Annotated in this window: 14 protein-coding genes and 1 pseudogene; 9 read left to right on the top strand and 6 right to left on the bottom strand. The window is 47.0% G+C overall.

What is annotated here, in order from left to right; genetic code table 11:
* Positions 1-102: 102 nt before the first annotated feature.
* The 4 genes from QZ918_RS10865 to gshA form a co-directional block, all read right to left on the bottom strand.
* The gene (locus tag QZ918_RS10865; RefSeq protein ID WP_293334529.1) at positions 103-2,523 is read right to left on the bottom strand and encodes a peptidoglycan DD-metalloendopeptidase family protein; all 2,421 of its coding nucleotides are present in this window, start codon (positions 2,521-2,523) and stop codon (positions 103-105) included.
* Positions 2,524-3,114: 591 nt separating this feature from the next.
* On the bottom strand, positions 3,115-3,576 hold the full coding sequence (locus tag QZ918_RS10870; protein ID WP_293145927.1) for a tRNA (cytidine(34)-2'-O)-methyltransferase: 462 nt from the start codon (positions 3,574-3,576) through the stop codon (positions 3,115-3,117).
* Positions 3,558-3,752, bottom strand: a complete 195-nt coding sequence (locus tag QZ918_RS10875) for a hypothetical protein (RefSeq protein WP_293334532.1) — start codon at positions 3,750-3,752, stop codon at positions 3,558-3,560. Before QZ918_RS10875 ends, QZ918_RS10870 begins: the two co-directional genes overlap by 19 nt.
* 86 nt (positions 3,753-3,838) lie before the next feature.
* Positions 3,839-4,990, bottom strand: coding sequence for a glutamate--cysteine ligase (gshA, locus tag QZ918_RS10880; RefSeq protein ID WP_293334535.1), 1,152 nt, complete (start codon positions 4,988-4,990; stop codon positions 3,839-3,841).
* A 205-nt stretch (positions 4,991-5,195) separates the two neighbouring features.
* Here gshA and QZ918_RS10885 point away from each other — a divergent pair.
* Together QZ918_RS10885 and QZ918_RS10890 are read left to right on the top strand one after the other, a co-directional pair.
* Positions 5,196-5,342 (top strand): annotated as a pseudogene (locus QZ918_RS10885) (AI-2E family transporter); the annotation flags it as partial.
* A 39-nt stretch (positions 5,343-5,381) separates the two neighbouring features.
* Complete coding sequence (locus QZ918_RS10890; protein WP_293334538.1) at positions 5,382-5,531, top strand: hypothetical protein; 150 nt, start codon at positions 5,382-5,384, stop codon at positions 5,529-5,531.
* A gap of 49 nt (positions 5,532-5,580) precedes the next feature.
* On the opposite strand, the gene QZ918_RS10895 is transcribed toward QZ918_RS10890, so the two are convergent.
* The gene (locus QZ918_RS10895; RefSeq protein ID WP_293334541.1) at positions 5,581-6,396 is read right to left on the bottom strand and encodes a cobyrinic acid a,c-diamide synthase; all 816 of its coding nucleotides are present in this window, start codon (positions 6,394-6,396) and stop codon (positions 5,581-5,583) included.
* A gap of 457 nt (positions 6,397-6,853) precedes the next feature.
* Here QZ918_RS10895 and QZ918_RS33100 point away from each other — a divergent pair, with 457 nt between their 5' ends.
* Positions 6,854-7,039 carry a Mo-dependent nitrogenase C-terminal domain-containing protein gene (locus QZ918_RS33100; protein ID WP_367275316.1) on the top strand — a complete coding sequence of 62 codons (186 nt, stop codon included), beginning with the start codon at positions 6,854-6,856 and terminating at the stop codon, positions 7,037-7,039.
* A gap of 185 nt (positions 7,040-7,224) precedes the next feature.
* Here QZ918_RS33100 and QZ918_RS10910 read toward each other — a convergent pair whose 3' ends face one another.
* The gene (locus QZ918_RS10910) at positions 7,225-7,392 is read right to left on the bottom strand and encodes a hypothetical protein (protein WP_293334547.1); all 168 of its coding nucleotides are present in this window, start codon (positions 7,390-7,392) and stop codon (positions 7,225-7,227) included.
* 36 nt (positions 7,393-7,428) lie between these two features.
* Between QZ918_RS10910 and QZ918_RS10915 the strand changes: the two genes are divergently transcribed.
* The 6 genes from QZ918_RS10915 to QZ918_RS10940 all read left to right on the top strand — a co-directional run bounded on the left by QZ918_RS10915 (position 7,429) and on the right by QZ918_RS10940 (position 15,928).
* Positions 7,429-8,292, top strand: a complete 864-nt coding sequence (locus QZ918_RS10915; RefSeq protein ID WP_293334550.1) for an Npun_R2479 family HD domain-containing metalloprotein — start codon at positions 7,429-7,431, stop codon at positions 8,290-8,292.
* Between the two features lie 213 nt (positions 8,293-8,505).
* Positions 8,506-9,435, top strand: coding sequence for an Rpn family recombination-promoting nuclease/putative transposase (locus tag QZ918_RS10920; RefSeq protein ID WP_293334553.1), 930 nt, complete (start codon positions 8,506-8,508; stop codon positions 9,433-9,435).
* Between the two features lie 256 nt (positions 9,436-9,691).
* Complete coding sequence (locus QZ918_RS10925; RefSeq protein ID WP_293334556.1) at positions 9,692-11,617, top strand: alpha-amylase family glycosyl hydrolase; 1,926 nt, start codon at positions 9,692-9,694, stop codon at positions 11,615-11,617.
* Positions 11,618-11,700: 83 nt separating this feature from the next.
* Positions 11,701-12,783: a 3'(2'),5'-bisphosphate nucleotidase CysQ family protein gene (locus QZ918_RS10930; RefSeq protein WP_293334559.1), complete on the top strand. Its 1,083-nt coding sequence runs from the start codon at positions 11,701-11,703 to the stop codon at positions 12,781-12,783.
* Positions 12,784-13,328: 545 nt separating this feature from the next.
* The gene (locus QZ918_RS10935; protein WP_293334562.1) at positions 13,329-14,009 is read left to right on the top strand and encodes a Crp/Fnr family transcriptional regulator; all 681 of its coding nucleotides are present in this window, start codon (positions 13,329-13,331) and stop codon (positions 14,007-14,009) included.
* The gene (locus tag QZ918_RS10940) at positions 14,006-15,928 is read left to right on the top strand and encodes a M61 family metallopeptidase (protein WP_293334565.1); all 1,923 of its coding nucleotides are present in this window, start codon (positions 14,006-14,008) and stop codon (positions 15,926-15,928) included. The genes QZ918_RS10935 and QZ918_RS10940 overlap by 4 nt, the downstream gene beginning before the upstream one ends.
* The last annotated feature ends 92 nt before the right edge of the window (positions 15,929-16,020 follow it).

Here is a 16,020-nt window from a genome sequence, read left to right on the forward strand (position 1 = left end):
GTGGAAGTATGTCTGTATTCCCAACAACCGAATTTCTAATACCTTCCGATCTAAGTTATGAGTTTTGGTAATGATTCAAAACCCATAACTTCAGACCAGTCGTTATCGAGAAGCGCTGGAGGTATCGTTAGGCAGAAAAGCCATTGGATTGACAGCACCTTGTCCGGCGGGATGGATTTCAAAGTGCAAGTGCGGCCCGGTACTGAAGCCGGTGCTGCCCATTTCTGAAATCTGTTCGCCGCGCTCGACCTTCTGACCCTTTTGCACCAAAATTCGGCTGTTGTGGGCGTAGATCGTTTCTGATCCGTCTGGATGGGTAATTTCCACCAGATAGCCGTAGCCTCCGTCGTTCCAGTCTGCATAGGTAACCACCCCGCTGTCGGCAGCCATAATTGGCGTGCCGATCGGCCCTGCAATATCAATTCCCTTGTGCATCCGTCCCCAGCGCCAGCCGTAGCCAGAAGTGAGAACGCCCTTAGCCGGCCAAATCAATCCGTTAGCCGACTGCTGTTTGCCGCCGCCGTTAGGCAGATAAGTATCAGCGCCCGAAAGTGGAGGCAGTTCTGGAGAAACCATGCGTCCCAAAGACGGGTTGCTCAGGGGGTCATAACCCTCGGAACCCAAAGGAGCAGTTGCTACCACCGGCCGTTCTTGAGTAGAGGTAGGCGTTAGGTTGATCGGTTGCAGTTCGGCTGCACGAGCGGGATCGAAACGCTCTTGCTGCTGTTTCTGAACTTCCTGGGACCACCCTCTCGACGGCGGTCTGCCGATTTCATTCTGCACCGCTCCAGCGTATTCGGGGGTGTAGAGGTCGGGATTGACGCTTGGGAGTTCTTCAGACGGGTTGGAGGCGAGTTTCGCTTCTGGGCCCTCAGTTGGAGCCAGGGAAACCGCATTTGCCCCGATCGAATTGCGCTCGGCGCGATATTCCTCTCGCAGTCTGACAACTTCTGCTCTCAAACGTTCGGAATAAGGGTTGAGAGCGGTAGCGGTGGGTAGATCCTCCGCATTAGACTCAATTACAGCATTGGTGGGAGAAGGATTTAAACCCTGGGCGCTAACATTTTGCAAGCCCATCGGCTGCGGGTATGCAACAGCGAGGTTGGTAGCAGTTGCACTTGCTGGCTGCGGCAGGGCGCTGGTGTCAACGGCACCTGTAAATGTTGGTTCGCCTTGAAGTTCCAGCTTTCTGTTGTCGCTAATGGTTTGAGAAACTTGAGTTAGCGGAATGCTGTTAATTTTGGGAACCATCGGTGCTGAAATATTGTTCAGACCTTCCAAGTTCGCCAAGGGAGAGACAACCGCCACTTTTGGAGTGGGTGCTGCAACGCCAGCACCGGTTATTTCCGAGGTAGACGAACTAGGGTTCAAAGATGCGGGAACCGAAGTCGCCGACCAGACAGATGTAGAGTTAGAGGCAGAATCAGATGCTGCCGCCTGCACCGCTGGATTATTTGACCGAACGTTGGGAATTTTCAGCCGTTGATTGACATTCAGCAAGTTGGGATTGCCCAGCTTGTTGACGGCGATCAGCTCTTTGGGCGATACCCGGTAATTAGAGGCGATCGCATCTAACGTATCTCCCGGGCGCACGTTGTAGAACCCCTGGGCTGGTCCTGCGCTACTGCCTGCTGGGGACACTACCACAGCGGAGGGCAAACTAGGTGTTGCGAGAGACTGTTCAATGAACTCCAACGATCGATCGGTCGATGCTGCTTGACCCACCGAGGCATTGGGAATTACAGGTGTGGCCCTGAGGTCAGGAATTGCTGGCGAGGTGGCATATTCGGGGGATGCCAGCGTCGGTACAGCAGGTGTAGATGAATTTGCTCCCACCTCAGAGTCCAACAGGAACCGACCTGATGCTGTAGTGCGGTTTTCCTGTTTTTTCAAACTGTCGATCGCCCCGTCTGCGTTCGGGCTGTCGATCGAGCTTTGTGCCGGTACCGTCGCCATCTCTGGCGTTGCCGTTGGCTGCCCGTACTGGGCTGCACTATCCAACGACTCGGAGCCAGTTAGATTTAATTTTTGTTCTGGATTGACTGTGGCAGTATTGCCAGGGTTCTCTTGTGGCGAGGCTTCTAGAGCCTCCGGAATTCTAAGTTCTTGGCCGGCTTGGAGTGCGGTATCGGGTTTGATGCCGTTGGCAGTTGCTAGTGCCTTCGGTTCAATTTCATAGTCCCGAGACAGATCCCAAAGGGTTTGTCCCTGCTGAACCTTAACCCCTGCCTGTTCGGCTGAGGAGCCGTCAACTTGTCCGGTGGTAGCGGGCCCGTTGGTCGATACAGGCTTTAATTCAACGGTCGATTCTGCTGTCGGTGTGAGTTCAGACGCGCGAGCGCTGTCTCCGTTTCTCGGCAGCAGGATGCCAGAAGCACCTACCGATATTGCCAGCCCGATCGTGGCGAGAGAGCGAACTCTGCCTGTGCTGAGCGTTGTCTGCTTGGACGGTTCCGCAGAACCGTCTCTGTCGATTTCACTAGCCTGAACAGGCTTATTTTTTTGGGGATATGTTCGTTTCAAAAAAACGACCTCCTACTGAGAAGCGCTAACTGTCCTTGGAAACACTCAAGGGATTGCATGATGCTGAATTTAAATCAACAACCAAAAATATTCTGATTGTTGAAAGCGATCGTGCTTAGGCAAGATTACCTTGCTTTTTTAATTTAGACAAGCTCGAACCGTAATAATTTTTAAAATTCTCGGTCAAACCCGCTGCAATTACACCCCACAAGCCTTACACCGCAATAGTTGGAACGAATACATAAAATATCCGTTCCCGCACAGGCTAAGACTCTCACCTATTGTCCGACTCTATGCTAATTTCCGGACAACCTACAACCGTATATTCACTAGATATCAATAGCCTTCAGGCACAATCAGCCGATCCCTGGCGCCTTAAATCGCTGAAATCCTCTGTTTTTGTGGCTACATCCTCGCAGCGACTAATTTGGTATTACTGATAACAATCTGTTTTTGGATGAATAAAATATATTAATCTCCGCTATCTAGATTTTCACCGCTTTGATACAAATTTCTTATATTTAAAACGAGAGTTGGCTGTAGCCGACAGCTATTAAATATCTATATATGTATGTATCTGTCGATCGCGATTTATCCGAGTTCGCCCAACTGTCGTTTAGCCTCAAATAAACCTACAGCGGCGCTGACAGAGAGATTCAAACTCCTGACTCCAGGCTGGCTCATGGGAATAAAAACTGTGGCATCGCAGGCATCCAAGACCAATTTAGGAATGCCGACAGTTTCTGAGCCAAACATCAACCAGTCGCTGGGCTGAAATTGGAATTGGGTATAACTGCATCGTCCACCAGTGCTGAATCCGATCGTTCGCCCTCCTCGCTCCTGCTGAAATATCTCAAAAGCAGCTAAGTCTTCGTGACAGTGGAGATTGACATAGGGCCAATAATCTAAGCCGGCCCTTTTCAGGTAGCGATCGCTAATTTCAAACCCCAGCGGGCCGACTAAATGCAATGTAGTGCCTGTGGCAGCGCAAGTGCGGGCGATATTGCCAGTATTCGGGGGAATTTGCGGGTGAATCAAGACAAGTTGGGGCATGAAGCTTTAAACAGTTGACAGTTGACAGTTGACAGTTGACAGTTGACAGTTGACAGTTGACAGTTGACAACCCCCATCGCCCCAAGGATAGCAATGGTTTCAGCGATTAAACACGTCTTGGCAGTTGCTATCAAAGCAAAAAATACAGCTATTGGCACATTTAGAAATCTACCCAAAGGTAGATACTATTCATAGCTTTTATTTATAACAGGTGCCGACTGCCATTGATTAAATATTCTGATTTGTTTTGCACTGCTACTGTTCAAGCGACTAACTGGCCGCACAAATTGTCTTCCAGCTCCCATTCCTGGTGAGCCATGCCATCAATCCCTTGGAGAATAATCGTGCGCGCATCCAAACCGCCCTCATGCAGTTTCAACCACTGTTGGGCGGTGTTGCCTTCCCGGAGAATCTTTTTGAGCGGCGAGAGAAAGCAACTAAAGCCACGTTTTTTGGCGATCGGCCAGACTTCCTGGTAAATTTCCTCAATCCAATCTCGCGCCAAAATCTTTCTGCCGTCTTGCCAGTGGGTGAGTTCGGCATCCAAACTTTTCCGGGATGCAGCAATTTCGTTGGCGTCGGTGAGGGCAACTAAGTCTTGATTGCGGGTGGCGGCCGGTAAGGTGCTGAGTGCTAAGGGGTCTAAGCCGGGGTCTTCCATCATCTGCCAAATACGAGCTTCTAGCAAGGCAGTGATGGCCAACAAAGCCAGAGGATTGACTTCAAGATCGCAAATTCTCAATTCGAGGCGGTTGAGACAGTAGGGGCGACGATCGCCATTTGGCCGCACAGCAGACCACAAATGGCGGACGTTTTGCATACTGCCGAGTTCTAGCTGTTCTTCAGTCCACTGGATGTAATGCTTGTGACTTTCAAACAGGGGGACGATCGCGGGAGTTTTGGGAAACAAACCCCACCGGGTAGAATGATAGCCCGTGACTTCGCCGTCGAGGAACGGGGAAGAAGCGCTCAATGCCAGGTATAGCGGTGCTTCGACGCGGGCGAGGCGGATGGCGCGCATCAGCATTTCTGGTTCGGAGATGCCGATGTTGATGTGAATGCTGGCAGTGACGACTTTGGTGCCGTAGGTTTGCTCGATGTAGGTGTGATAGGGGTTGTTGGGATCCGATCGGTAAAATCGATCGCTCCCACCGAGAGACAGGGTACTTCCCGGGAGCAAGGTATAGTCGCCCAACTGTTTGAGATACTCGCGCAGCCGGACTCGCGGCTTGACTAGGGCGCACAGCAGGCGATCGTAGCTGCACAGGGGGGCAGTCGTGTACTCCACATTGCGACTATCAGGCTCCCGCACAAATCCCTCTAGATCGGCGACTATGCGATCGGAGAGACCGACAACCTCACCTTCGGGCGTGCCGGTATACATTTCTACTTCAAAGCCTTTTGATAGCAGCACGTTTGTTCCTCAGCTAAGTTGAGTGCTAATTTCTAGTATCCCAAAAATTGAGCTATTCGTGCTATCTGCCACAGGGCAGATTCAACAGTTGACAGTTGACAGTTTGTAGGGGCGGTGGATGGTGCGGGCCCGCCCTCTCTTAACAGTTTGAGAGCGACCTCTACCTAGGGCGTCGGTTCAGTAAAAGCAATTGACACAAATCGCTTCGCTTAATCTCAATCCGGTAGTGATATTTTTTGCACTGTTAATAGGCGCGAGAGCGGCTGGACTTTTAGGCATATTTCTTGCTATTCCGCTAACGGGAGTGATAGTTAGTTGGTTTGATATTGAAGAAATGCAAGCGGAAGGTTAATTGATAGAACATTTCTCGTGTGGTGTCAGGTGCGTCGCCGTGAAATTGTCGATTTTTATCAGGGATTGTTTGTGGCGACGCACCCTACGAATACTGCTATTTTGGTGTCAGGTGCGTCGCCGTGAAATTGTCGATTTTTATCAGGGATTGTTTGTGGCGACGCACCCTACGAATACTCAAAGTCAATAGAAAAAGCAACGTAGGGTTTATCACTTGGCGGATATCTGACGGGGTAGAGTCAATTAATAAATTGTAAGTCAGTAGGAAATCTTGCTTCTTCTGGTTGGGGATCGTAAATGTAATCGCAGTCAAAGCGCATAGCTTGAGAGTGGCGGCTGATCGAAAATCCGCAATGAGTCACCATTTCTGTAGTAAAAGTAGCCATGACTAACTCGATAAGTTTTCTGTAAGAAATGTTAGGCTGTTGAACGTAATAAGCGCGTCTGGCAAAAAAGATTCTCTCATCTTTCGGTACAATTATGGCATTGATTTTGTGTGCGTGTTGAATCGGCTTGATATAGCTTTCAATAAACTGCGACTGATTTTTTTGTAGTCTGGCTAATCTTTCGTGTTGCAACCAACTCATTTGAAACACAATTTTAATAAATTCAAAACCCAAAATGTAGTTAAAAACATTATTGCGTTCTTCTGTACTCAATACGAAACGCAGTGCCGACTCTAAATATTGGTCTGTTTCCCGGAGCGCTTGTTGAGATGAGTGGATATAAAATTGTTTGATGTAGCTTCTTAAATCAGATTCGTTTAATTCTTTTTTGACTCGGAATCTGATTAAATACTCTTTGACTCGATGTAGAGTATCTACATCTTCAAACATTTTTGAGACTAAGCCGTCTGCTGTGTACTCATCTAAAAATTCTGCTTGAAAATCGGGAGTAGACGCGCACAATATGTAGGAGAGCGACAAAACGTAGCGCCGCTGGTTCCAAGGCAAGCTTTCTGCCCACTCCTTAACCTCTACAGGGAGTTTTTCCAGGACGGTATCTGTGTGGGGACGTTGAGAAAGGTCGGCATATTTATATTGTTGTTTAATCATTGCCTAAAACCTTGTATTAGTTAATTGACCGGGTAGTATATCGCAGTAAAGTAGAGGCCGGCAGTTACCACTTATATAATTTTTTATATACCTCTAAGGATAAACTATTTAGCGAGTAAAGGCGGTGATCTGTCTCACACTCTTGCGGACTTACCATCACAACTATGAACTTTATATATCACATTTTGGGGCCGCGAGTGTCACAGGAAATAATTATTCACGTCACTGGAGTAACGGTGGATTCGGTTGATGATGTAATCAGGGTGATTTATAACTTTTTGTTAATTAGGATTACTGAGGAAAATCATGAACTCGACTACAAGTATTTTACCTAAAAATCTTTGCCCAGACTTGACTTTTCGCGATCGCCTCGTTCAACCAGTGCGACAGTGGCTCTAGGGGCATTGAAGTGGGCGATCCTCTCCGAGGGCTGCGCTAACGGAAAATAGCTAGGTTGTTGTGTCAAGTTATACCCGCACGGTGCCCTTTTGAGAGAAATATCCATTTATTCGGACACTATGTTTTCCATATACCCCCGATGTGCAAGCTAAATCCTGTATATGAAGAATTAGTGGGGTTGCGTTTTCGATCGCTCTCGTTTTTGGCTGATGTATGCGGGGAAGATGTCACCCCGTACTGCTGATTGATGGGTCTGATACCTCGATCGCCTATCGATCGACCGTAGTGCATCTAGATTGTCTATGATAGTCGATGGGGAGAGGTAGAGAGCTCTAACAGCCTCACTCTTCCGGTAAACAGAGGGAGAGGATTTGAGGCGTTTTAATTAGGCATTAAAATATACAATTTAAATGCTGTAGAGCTTATCAATTATTTATTGGGTGCAGCGCTCTGCCAATTGCTCGATCGCCAATCTAGATCGCAATCGTTAATATCAGTGGATGCTTTGGATGCTTTTAAATGACAGCGGGCGTCCATCATTACGGTCAAGTCAACAACAATATCAAATCGTAGCAACAAAAACAACAGATATAACAATAATTTAACAATTTATTTTGCCTAATGGAAGTGAATATGTTTAACGCAACTGAACTGCTAATTAACGATTTTGTTTGGAGGCTAATTGAAGGCTATCGGCACACCTACGGTGGCTTTAAATCTGACTATGGCGAAATTATTGCTTGGGTAGCGGATATGGCTTTGGAAAATATTGCGAATAGCGATGCTCTTTACCACAATGTGGAACACACTATTTTAGTGACATTGGTGGGACAAGAAATTCTGCGTGGGAAGCACATCCGCGAAGGCGGTGTTTCCTGCGAACATTGGCTGCATTTCCATATTGCTTTGCTGTGTCACGATATCGGGTATGTCAAGGGCGTTTGTCGGCAAGATAGAACAGATTTAGGAGTGTATGCGACGGGAATAGGTGACATGAATTTAACGCTACCTAGGGGTGCAACTGATGCGAGTTTGACCCCTTATCATGTCGATCGGGGAAAGATGTTTGTTGAGGAGCGCTTTGGGGGTCACAGACTAATTGATGCCAACCTGGTTAAGCAGAATATTGAGTTAACTCGTTTCCCGGTTCCTCGGGATGAAGACTATCAAGATACTCTGAATTATCCGGGTTTGGTGCGGGCGGCAGATTTAATCGGTCAGTTGAGCGATCCGCGATATTTGCAAAAGGTAACTGCGCTGTTTTATGAATTTGAGGAGACTGGTCAAAATCAGGTGTTGAAGTATCGCAATCCGGCGGATTTGCGGGAGGGGTATCCTAAGTTTTATTGGAATGTGGTTTATCGGTATGTCAAGGATGCGATCGGCTATTTAGAATTGACGCAACAGGGGAAACAAGTTGTTGCTAATCTGAACGCAAATGTGTTTAGGGTGGAGCATTCTGAGGCGGGAGTTGAGGAGGTGGCTTCTGTGCGTTAGGCTTGGAGTTGAGCTGGGGCGGGCGTTCTGGTTGCTGATGCGATCGGGCGATCGTCCTATTTAATGTTAAGCTTGTGCATTGTTCTCGATCGGGCGATCGCAATATAGTAAAATATAGCTATACCCACAGCCGCTAGCAAATTTTAAAATATTTTGATTGTTATTGCTAGATAGATTGATTCGTTCAACTATTAAGAAAGAGAGAAGCCAACAATGAGATTCATTAATCCGAAAACCGATTTTGCCTTCAAAAAAATATTCGGCTCCAATCAAAGTAAACCAATCTTAATCAGCTTTCTGAATGCCATGATTTATGATGGCAATCCCACCATCACCGACCTAGAAATTATCGACCCCTATTTAGCATCGAGAGTCCAGTATCTCAAAGACTCTTACCTGGATGTTAAAGCCAGACTTACAGGAGGCGCAACTGTAATTATCGAGATGCAAGTTTTAAATGTAGAATCTTTTGCCAAACGGGTAGTTTACAATACTGCGAAAACTTACTCAACTCAACTGGTTCGCGGTGAAGGTTACTTTAAGTTAAAGCCTGTAATTGCTTTGACAATTACGGATTTTGAAATGTTTGACAATGACCGAGAAGTAATTTCTCACTTTGTGTTCAAAGAGAAAAAGCGTTTATTTGATTATGTGGATCCAGAAATAGAACTGATATTTATCGAATTGCCGAAATTCAACAAACAATTGGATGAGTTGGAAACTTTGACTGACAAGTGGGTTTATTTTATGAAAAATGCTCCCAGTTTGGAAGTTATACCGTCAACAATGGAAACTGTCTCGGAAATACAGCAAGCTTTTGAAATTGCTAATGAAACTAACTTGAATCCAGAGGAGTTGGCAGATTTAGAAGCACGCGAAAGGTATATTATGGATCAGCAGGGAATCTTGCGAAAGGGAATTGAAGAAGCACTTGCACAAGGAATGCAGCAAGGAATGCAGCAAGGAATGCAGCAAGGAATGCAGCAAGGAATGCAGCAAGGAATGCAGCAAGGAATGCAGCAAGGAATGAGAGAAAAGGCTTTGGAAATTGCTAGGCAACTTCTGAATGTACTTGACAATCAAACTATTAGTCAAACTACTGGTTTGAGTGTAGAAGATGTTCAAAACTTGCGGGAGGAATAGAAAGGAAAGATGCTCAGTGAGAACGATCGCACCAGAATCAAATTAGTTTGATCGTTTGGGCTTCAGTCGCGATCGAACGAGAGAAGACTTCAGTCGTGACTACTAACCTGTAGACGACTCTGCCATCTGTCTAAAGGAAGATTTTATTAAACGAGTAAATTACGTATTATGCTGTAAAAGTCAGGCAGAGGGAAAAGCTATCTCCGACTCTCACTCCCAATAGCTGACCAATCTTACAGTATCAAAAATAAATCTCATGACACCAGTCACTCCCAATCAAACTTCATCTCAATACGAAACTACCCAACCTGAAGAAAAAATTGACTCTCTGGTAGAAGAAGTTAAGCCAGAAACCGAACTCGATTTAGAATTCCTGTACACCAGAGATATTGAATTCCGCCAAGAAACAATTTATTTCATTGTAGTCGATCGCTTCTACGACGGCGACTCTACAAACAACGAAGGGCCAAACCCAGAACTTTACGATCCTGAAGGCAAAAATTGGGGCAAATATTGGGGCGGCGACTTGCAGGGAGTTATCGACAAACTCGATTACTTAAAAGATATGGGCGTTACTGCGGTATGGTTGACTCCGCTTTTTGAGCAAGTAGAAGCATTATTTGTCGAACAAGCTGCGATTCATGGCTACTGGACTAAAGATTTTAAGAGGCTAAATCCCCGGTTTATTTCCAAAGGTGACAATCCTTCTGTCAACCAAACACAAGAAACTAAAGATACGGTATTTGACAAATTAGTTGACGAGTTGCACCAGCGAAAAATGAAACTGGTACTCGATATTGTCTGCAATCACAGCAACCCGGATTTTAGTGGTAAAAAAGGGGAACTCTACGATGATGGCGTGAAAATAGCTGACTTTAATGAGGATAAAAATAACTGGTATCACCACTACGGGGAAGTCCAAAACTGGGAAGATGAATGGCAAGTCCAAAACTGCGAACTGTCTGGTTTGGCGACTTTCAACGAAAATAATACTGAATACCGCCGTTATATTAAATCAGCAATTAAACAGTGGCTGGACAGAGGGGTTGATGCTTTGCGGGTTGATACGGTTAAGCATATGCCGATCTGGTTTTGGCAGGAATTTAATGCTGACATTTTAGCGCACAGACCTGATGTTTTCATTTTTGGTGAATGGATTTACAGCGACCCGAGAAATGACCTTTCTGTCGAGTTTGCGAATGAGTCGGGGATGACTATTTTGGATTTTGGTCTGTGCGTGGCTATTCGAGAAGCTTTGGGATATTGTGCGGAGGCGGGATTTAAGTTAATTCAGGATGTTCTGGATTTGGATAGCCGCTATTACGGGGCGACGGAGTTGATTACTTTTATTGACAACCACGATATGCCGCGGTTTCAGTCGTTGAATGCCGATCGACAAATGCTGCGGTTGGCTATATGTTTAATGATGACGACTCGCGGCATTCCTTGCCTTTATTACGGTACCGAACAGTACCTGCACGATGATACGGAAGGGGGAAATGACCCTTACAACCGCCCGATGATGGAAAAGTGGGATACTGATTCGCCGATTTACCGCGATGTGCGGTTGCTGTCTGGGTTGCGGCGGCTGAATCCTGCTATTTCGATGGGGAGTCAGTGGCAAAAATATCTAACTGCTGATGTTTATTGTTACGTCCGCCGCTATCGCGATTCTGTGGTGTTTGTGGCGATGAATCGGGGCGAGTCTGTGACTGTTGAAGCGGTTGATACGGAGTTGCCAGATGGAGAGCATACGGAGGTTTTATCGCGCCGCAAGTTTGAAGTTAAAGACGGGATGCTGTATAATTTGGAGTTTGGCGATCGCGAAGTAATGATTTTTAGCCGCGTGGGAGAGCGAGTTAAGGGGAAAACTATTGTGCGGGCCCAGCTTAATAGTGTTAAAAGTCAGCCTGGGGAAAGAATTGTGGTGGTTGGAGATTGTCCTGAGTTGGGGAATTGGGATATTAGTAAGGCTTACCCGCTGGAGTATATCAATACTAATACTTGGTTTGGGGAAATTCCTTTTAATGAAAGTGCGGGGAAGTTGGTTTCTTATAAGTATGCGCTGCTGCGGGAAGGAATGTCGCCACTGCGAGAAAATTTGGTTTGTCGGCGCTGGGTTTTGGCTTCGGAAGGGACTGTGAAATGGCGGGATAAGTGGGTTTCGGGACGGGAGTCTTAGTTGGGATTTTTGATTTTGGTGTGAGAGAGTCAAACAATTTTAGGGTGCTTGTGGGCGCACCTTAGCGATGATTAAGGTTCGTAGTGCGGACTTCAGTCCGCAGCTTTTTGCGGACTGAAGTCCGCACTACGAACCGTTTTTGTTATGGTAATCGACCGGACATCATAATAAAACCGGGTTTTAAGAACAGCAGAGTGCAAAAATCCTGCATGAGATTCGGAAACAGCGATAAGGGTCGATCGCTCGATTCAAAGGACTTAAGCTTTTATGCTGTGTTAGTTGAAGCATTTATGTTTAACCTGATGTATATTTCTCCAGAGCAAGACCAAAAAATTCGCTACATCATCCGAGAGTGCGGTCAAGAAGCCCACAAGCTTGCAGCGGAACCTTTTGAAGTTTCCGAGAAAGGCCCAGATGACTACGTGACGAGTATCGATCGCTACTTAGACCGACAACTATCAGCAGCATTTAGCGCTTTGTTTCCTGAAGATGGCAGGATCACGGAGGAAAACACGTCCTCCAGAGCAGCTTACCAGGCAAATTACCGGCGCCTCTGGTGCATCGATCCCCTGGACGGGACGGAGGGATTTATTCAGGGAAAACAGCACTATGCTGTGATGGTGGGGCTGCTGTTGGAGGGGGAACCGGTGGCCGGCTGGATCTACGCCCCGGCTTTTGACCAAATGTATTTTGGCGGCAAAGATTGGGGATTGTTCCAAACTGTAGGAACCTCTTCGCCGCAGCCGATCGCTATGAGCAAACCCCCCGCTCCGACACCGTTAAATTGTAAAATTATTCTCGGCGACAGAGACCAGAAAAACTATGCCGCGGCGATCGCCCAAAGCATCCCGGGAGCAGAATTTTACTCGCTGGGAAGCTTTGGCTTAAAAGTTATGGAAATCATAGAAGGTCGAGCCGGTTTGTACCTGTATTTCAACGGTAGAGTTAAAGTGTGGGATACCGCCGGCCCTCTGGCCCTAGCAAAGGCAGCCGGATTGGTCTGTTGCGACTTGCAAGGTCAACCGCTGAGGTGGACGGCAGATGCGATCGAGCCGGAGTCTCTGGCCCACACGCAGTCGATCGCGATCGGTTGGCCGGATTACATAGAAGCTCTGTTGGGGAAAGTTCAACAGGCAGTGGGAGGCTGTTCGTCAGTTGACAGTTGACAGTTGACAGTTGACAGTTGACAGTTGGGAGCTACCCATAGCCGTCGATAGAAGAGGATTGGAGCAATGAATCATTTTGTTTGATTTACCCCGTTTAGGGGGAGGCTTCAGATCATCAGTTGACAGTTGACCTGTGACAGTTGACAGTTGAAGCTACCCATAGCCCAATACGGTTTACTTAAGATGGTCATTGTGAGGAACGTTAGCGAAGCGATCTCTTATGAAAGCAATCTCCTTATCTATTTTTCATAGCGGTTTACTCCCAAGGCGCTATACCAGTAAACGGTATTGACCCATAGCCGTCGATCGAAGAGGATTGGAGCAATGAATCATTTTGTTTGATTTACCCCGTTTAGGGGGAGGCTTCAGACCCAATTTTCAAGCGTAAAACTGTTTGGGATTAAAGAATCTGCCAATTTTACGCGAACCGCGCCTCTGCACCCTTATCATCTAAAGGAGTAACGGATTGTTTGTGTTCTCAAACAGCGATCGTTCCCTAGCTGTTGGGTGTCGCCTAATCTAATTTCCCACCTCCGCGAGTTTGCATGAAGACAGAAGCTTTCAGTGAGCTGTTCCCTCTATTTAAGGGTGCTAACCCAGAAACCTTGGGAGGGCTGCTATCCAATGCCGTTAAGCATGAGTATCCCCCAGGCCGAGCTGTGGTGATGGAGGATTCTTGGGGTAACGCGATTTATTTTGTGGTGTCCGGCTGGGTCAAAGTCCGGCGCCTGTCAAACGATCGAGCTGTATCAATGGCTATTTTAGGACGGGGAGCTTTCTTCGGCGAAATGGCCATTCTTGACGAATCTCCCCGATCGAATGACGTACTTGCTCTATCGCCCGTGCGGCTGATCAGCGTTACGGCTCAGCGATTTATCCAAACCCTGTTTAAAGATCCGCAATTGCATCACCGGATGCTGCAACTGATGGTGCGGCGCCTGCGCCAAACCAATCTTCGCTCTCAACTACAGAACCGCCAGCCAGCGGTTAAACTAGCAAATACTTTAGTTGAGCTGGGAGAAAACTACGGTCAGAAAACTGCTGAGGGCAGAGATATCTTCAATATCCCTTATGAAGATTTAGCTGACGTGACAGGTATCGCCCTAGATGAAACCAGCAAAATTATGGAAAAACTAGATAGTAAAGGCTGGATCAAAATCGATCCAGAGCGCCAAACTATCCATTTGATCAACCTCAAGCACTTGATGAATTTGGCAAGTCAATGACCGATGTCACTTATGAGGATACCTCGTCCGCTGCCGATCGCGCGATCGGACAACTAACAGCACCGACTATTCACTATTCGGTGGCGATGCCCAATCCTGAATCCCACCTGTTTGAAGTGACTTTGCGCGTGCAAGGTTGGGCGGAACCTGTTCTCGATTTAAAAATGCCTGTCTGGACTCCCGGTTCTTACTTGGTTCGAGAATACGCTCGCCACCTGCAAGATTTTCGATCGCAATCCGGCGATTCCCTGCGGGATAGCTGCGCCACGCGTGCTTTACCTTGGCGCAAGATTAGCAAAAATCACTGGCAAATCGAGACAAATTCAGTGTCGGATGTCACGGTTTGCTACCGGATTTTTGCCAACGAACTGACTGTACGAACCAATCATTTAGACTCGACTCACGGTTATTTTAATCCAGCAGCTCTGTGCTTTTTCTTGCCCGGTTTTGAGCGCCACTGCTATACCGTGACAGTTGTGCCACCGCAGCCCCAATGGCGCACAGTCACAACGTTGCCAACTGTTTCGGGCGATAATCTTACTTTCGCTGCTGCGGATTTTGACACCCTTGTCGATACTCCTTTTGAGATTGGATGTCACGAGTCCTACGATTTTGAAGTGCTGGGAAAACCCCATCAGCTTGTAGTTTGGGGACAAGGCAATTTAGAACCAGAACGGGCAATTCAAGATATCAAGAAAGTCATTGAGGTAGAAGCAGAAATGTTCGGCGGTTTGCCTTACGACCGCTATGTGTTTTTGTTGCATTTGTCTGGCTCTGGTTTTGGCGGCTTGGAACACAAGGATAGTTGCACTCTTAACTATTCGCGTTTTGGTTTTCGGGCTAAGGAAAAGTACGAACGGTTCATTCAATTGGTGGCTCACGAGTTTTTTCACCTCTGGAATGTCAAGCGCATTCGACCGAAAGCTCTCGAAATATTTGACTACGAACAAGAGAATTATACTCCGTCTTTATGGTTCTCTGAAGGCACGACAAGTTATTACGATTTGCTAATTCCTTTTCGAGCGGGTCTCTATGGCGTGAAAGGTTATATCCAAAATATTGCTAAAGAAATCACTCGCTTGCAGACGACTCCGGGGCGGAACGTGCAGCCTGCGAGCGAGTCGAGTTGGGATGCTTGGATTAAACTTTATCGCAGGGATGCTAATAGCGACAATTCTCAAATTTCCTATTATTTGAAAGGGGAATTAGTTTCGTTTTTGCTGGATTTGTTGATTCGAGCTAAACACGGCAACGCGCGATCGCTCGACGATGTGATGCGTTTGATGTGGTGGCAGTTTGGCGGTGGTTCTCCTGAAAATGAAGATTTTGACCAGAAGTCGCCAACAGAGCCAAAGCCGGGGCATTTGACATCAAATGGCAAGTTAAATGCTCCCTCGCGGACGGCAGAAATAGGCTTTACTCCCGAAGAGTTGCAAAGTGCGATCGAGTCTGTAGCCGATATGGATTTGAGTGACTTTTTTGCGCGCTATGTAGACGGTACAGAAGAGTTGCCTTATAACGAATATCTGGAACCTTTCGGGCTGCAAATTTGGGTAGATGAAAGCGAGCAAACGCCTCGGATGGGTTGGACGTTGGGAGCGGAAAACGGGCGGCAAATGGTTAAATTTGTCGAAGCAGAATCTCCGGCACAATTGGCGGGAATTGACGCTGGGGACGAGTTGCTGGCGATCGCAGGTTTTCGAGTAAATGCCGAACAAGTGGCAGAGAGGCTGAAAGACTATCAGCCGGGGGACACGGTAGAAGTGACAGTTTTTCATCAAGACGAACTGCGGACTTGTTCTGTTACTCTCGCCCAGCCGCGCCCCGGCCGTTATTCGATCGTACCAGTCGATCGGCCAAGCACTATTCAGAAACAAAACTTTACTGGATGGCTGGGTGTTCCTCTGTCGAATTTGTGAGATAAATAAAGGGAAGGGGAAGGAGAAGGGGGAACACAAAAAAGGACGATCGAATTACCAATTACCAATTACCAATTCCCCATTCCCCATTA

This window comes from Microcoleus sp. CAWBG58, assembly GCF_020883045.1.
Lineage (GTDB): Bacteria > Cyanobacteriota > Cyanobacteriia > Cyanobacteriales > Microcoleaceae > Microcoleus.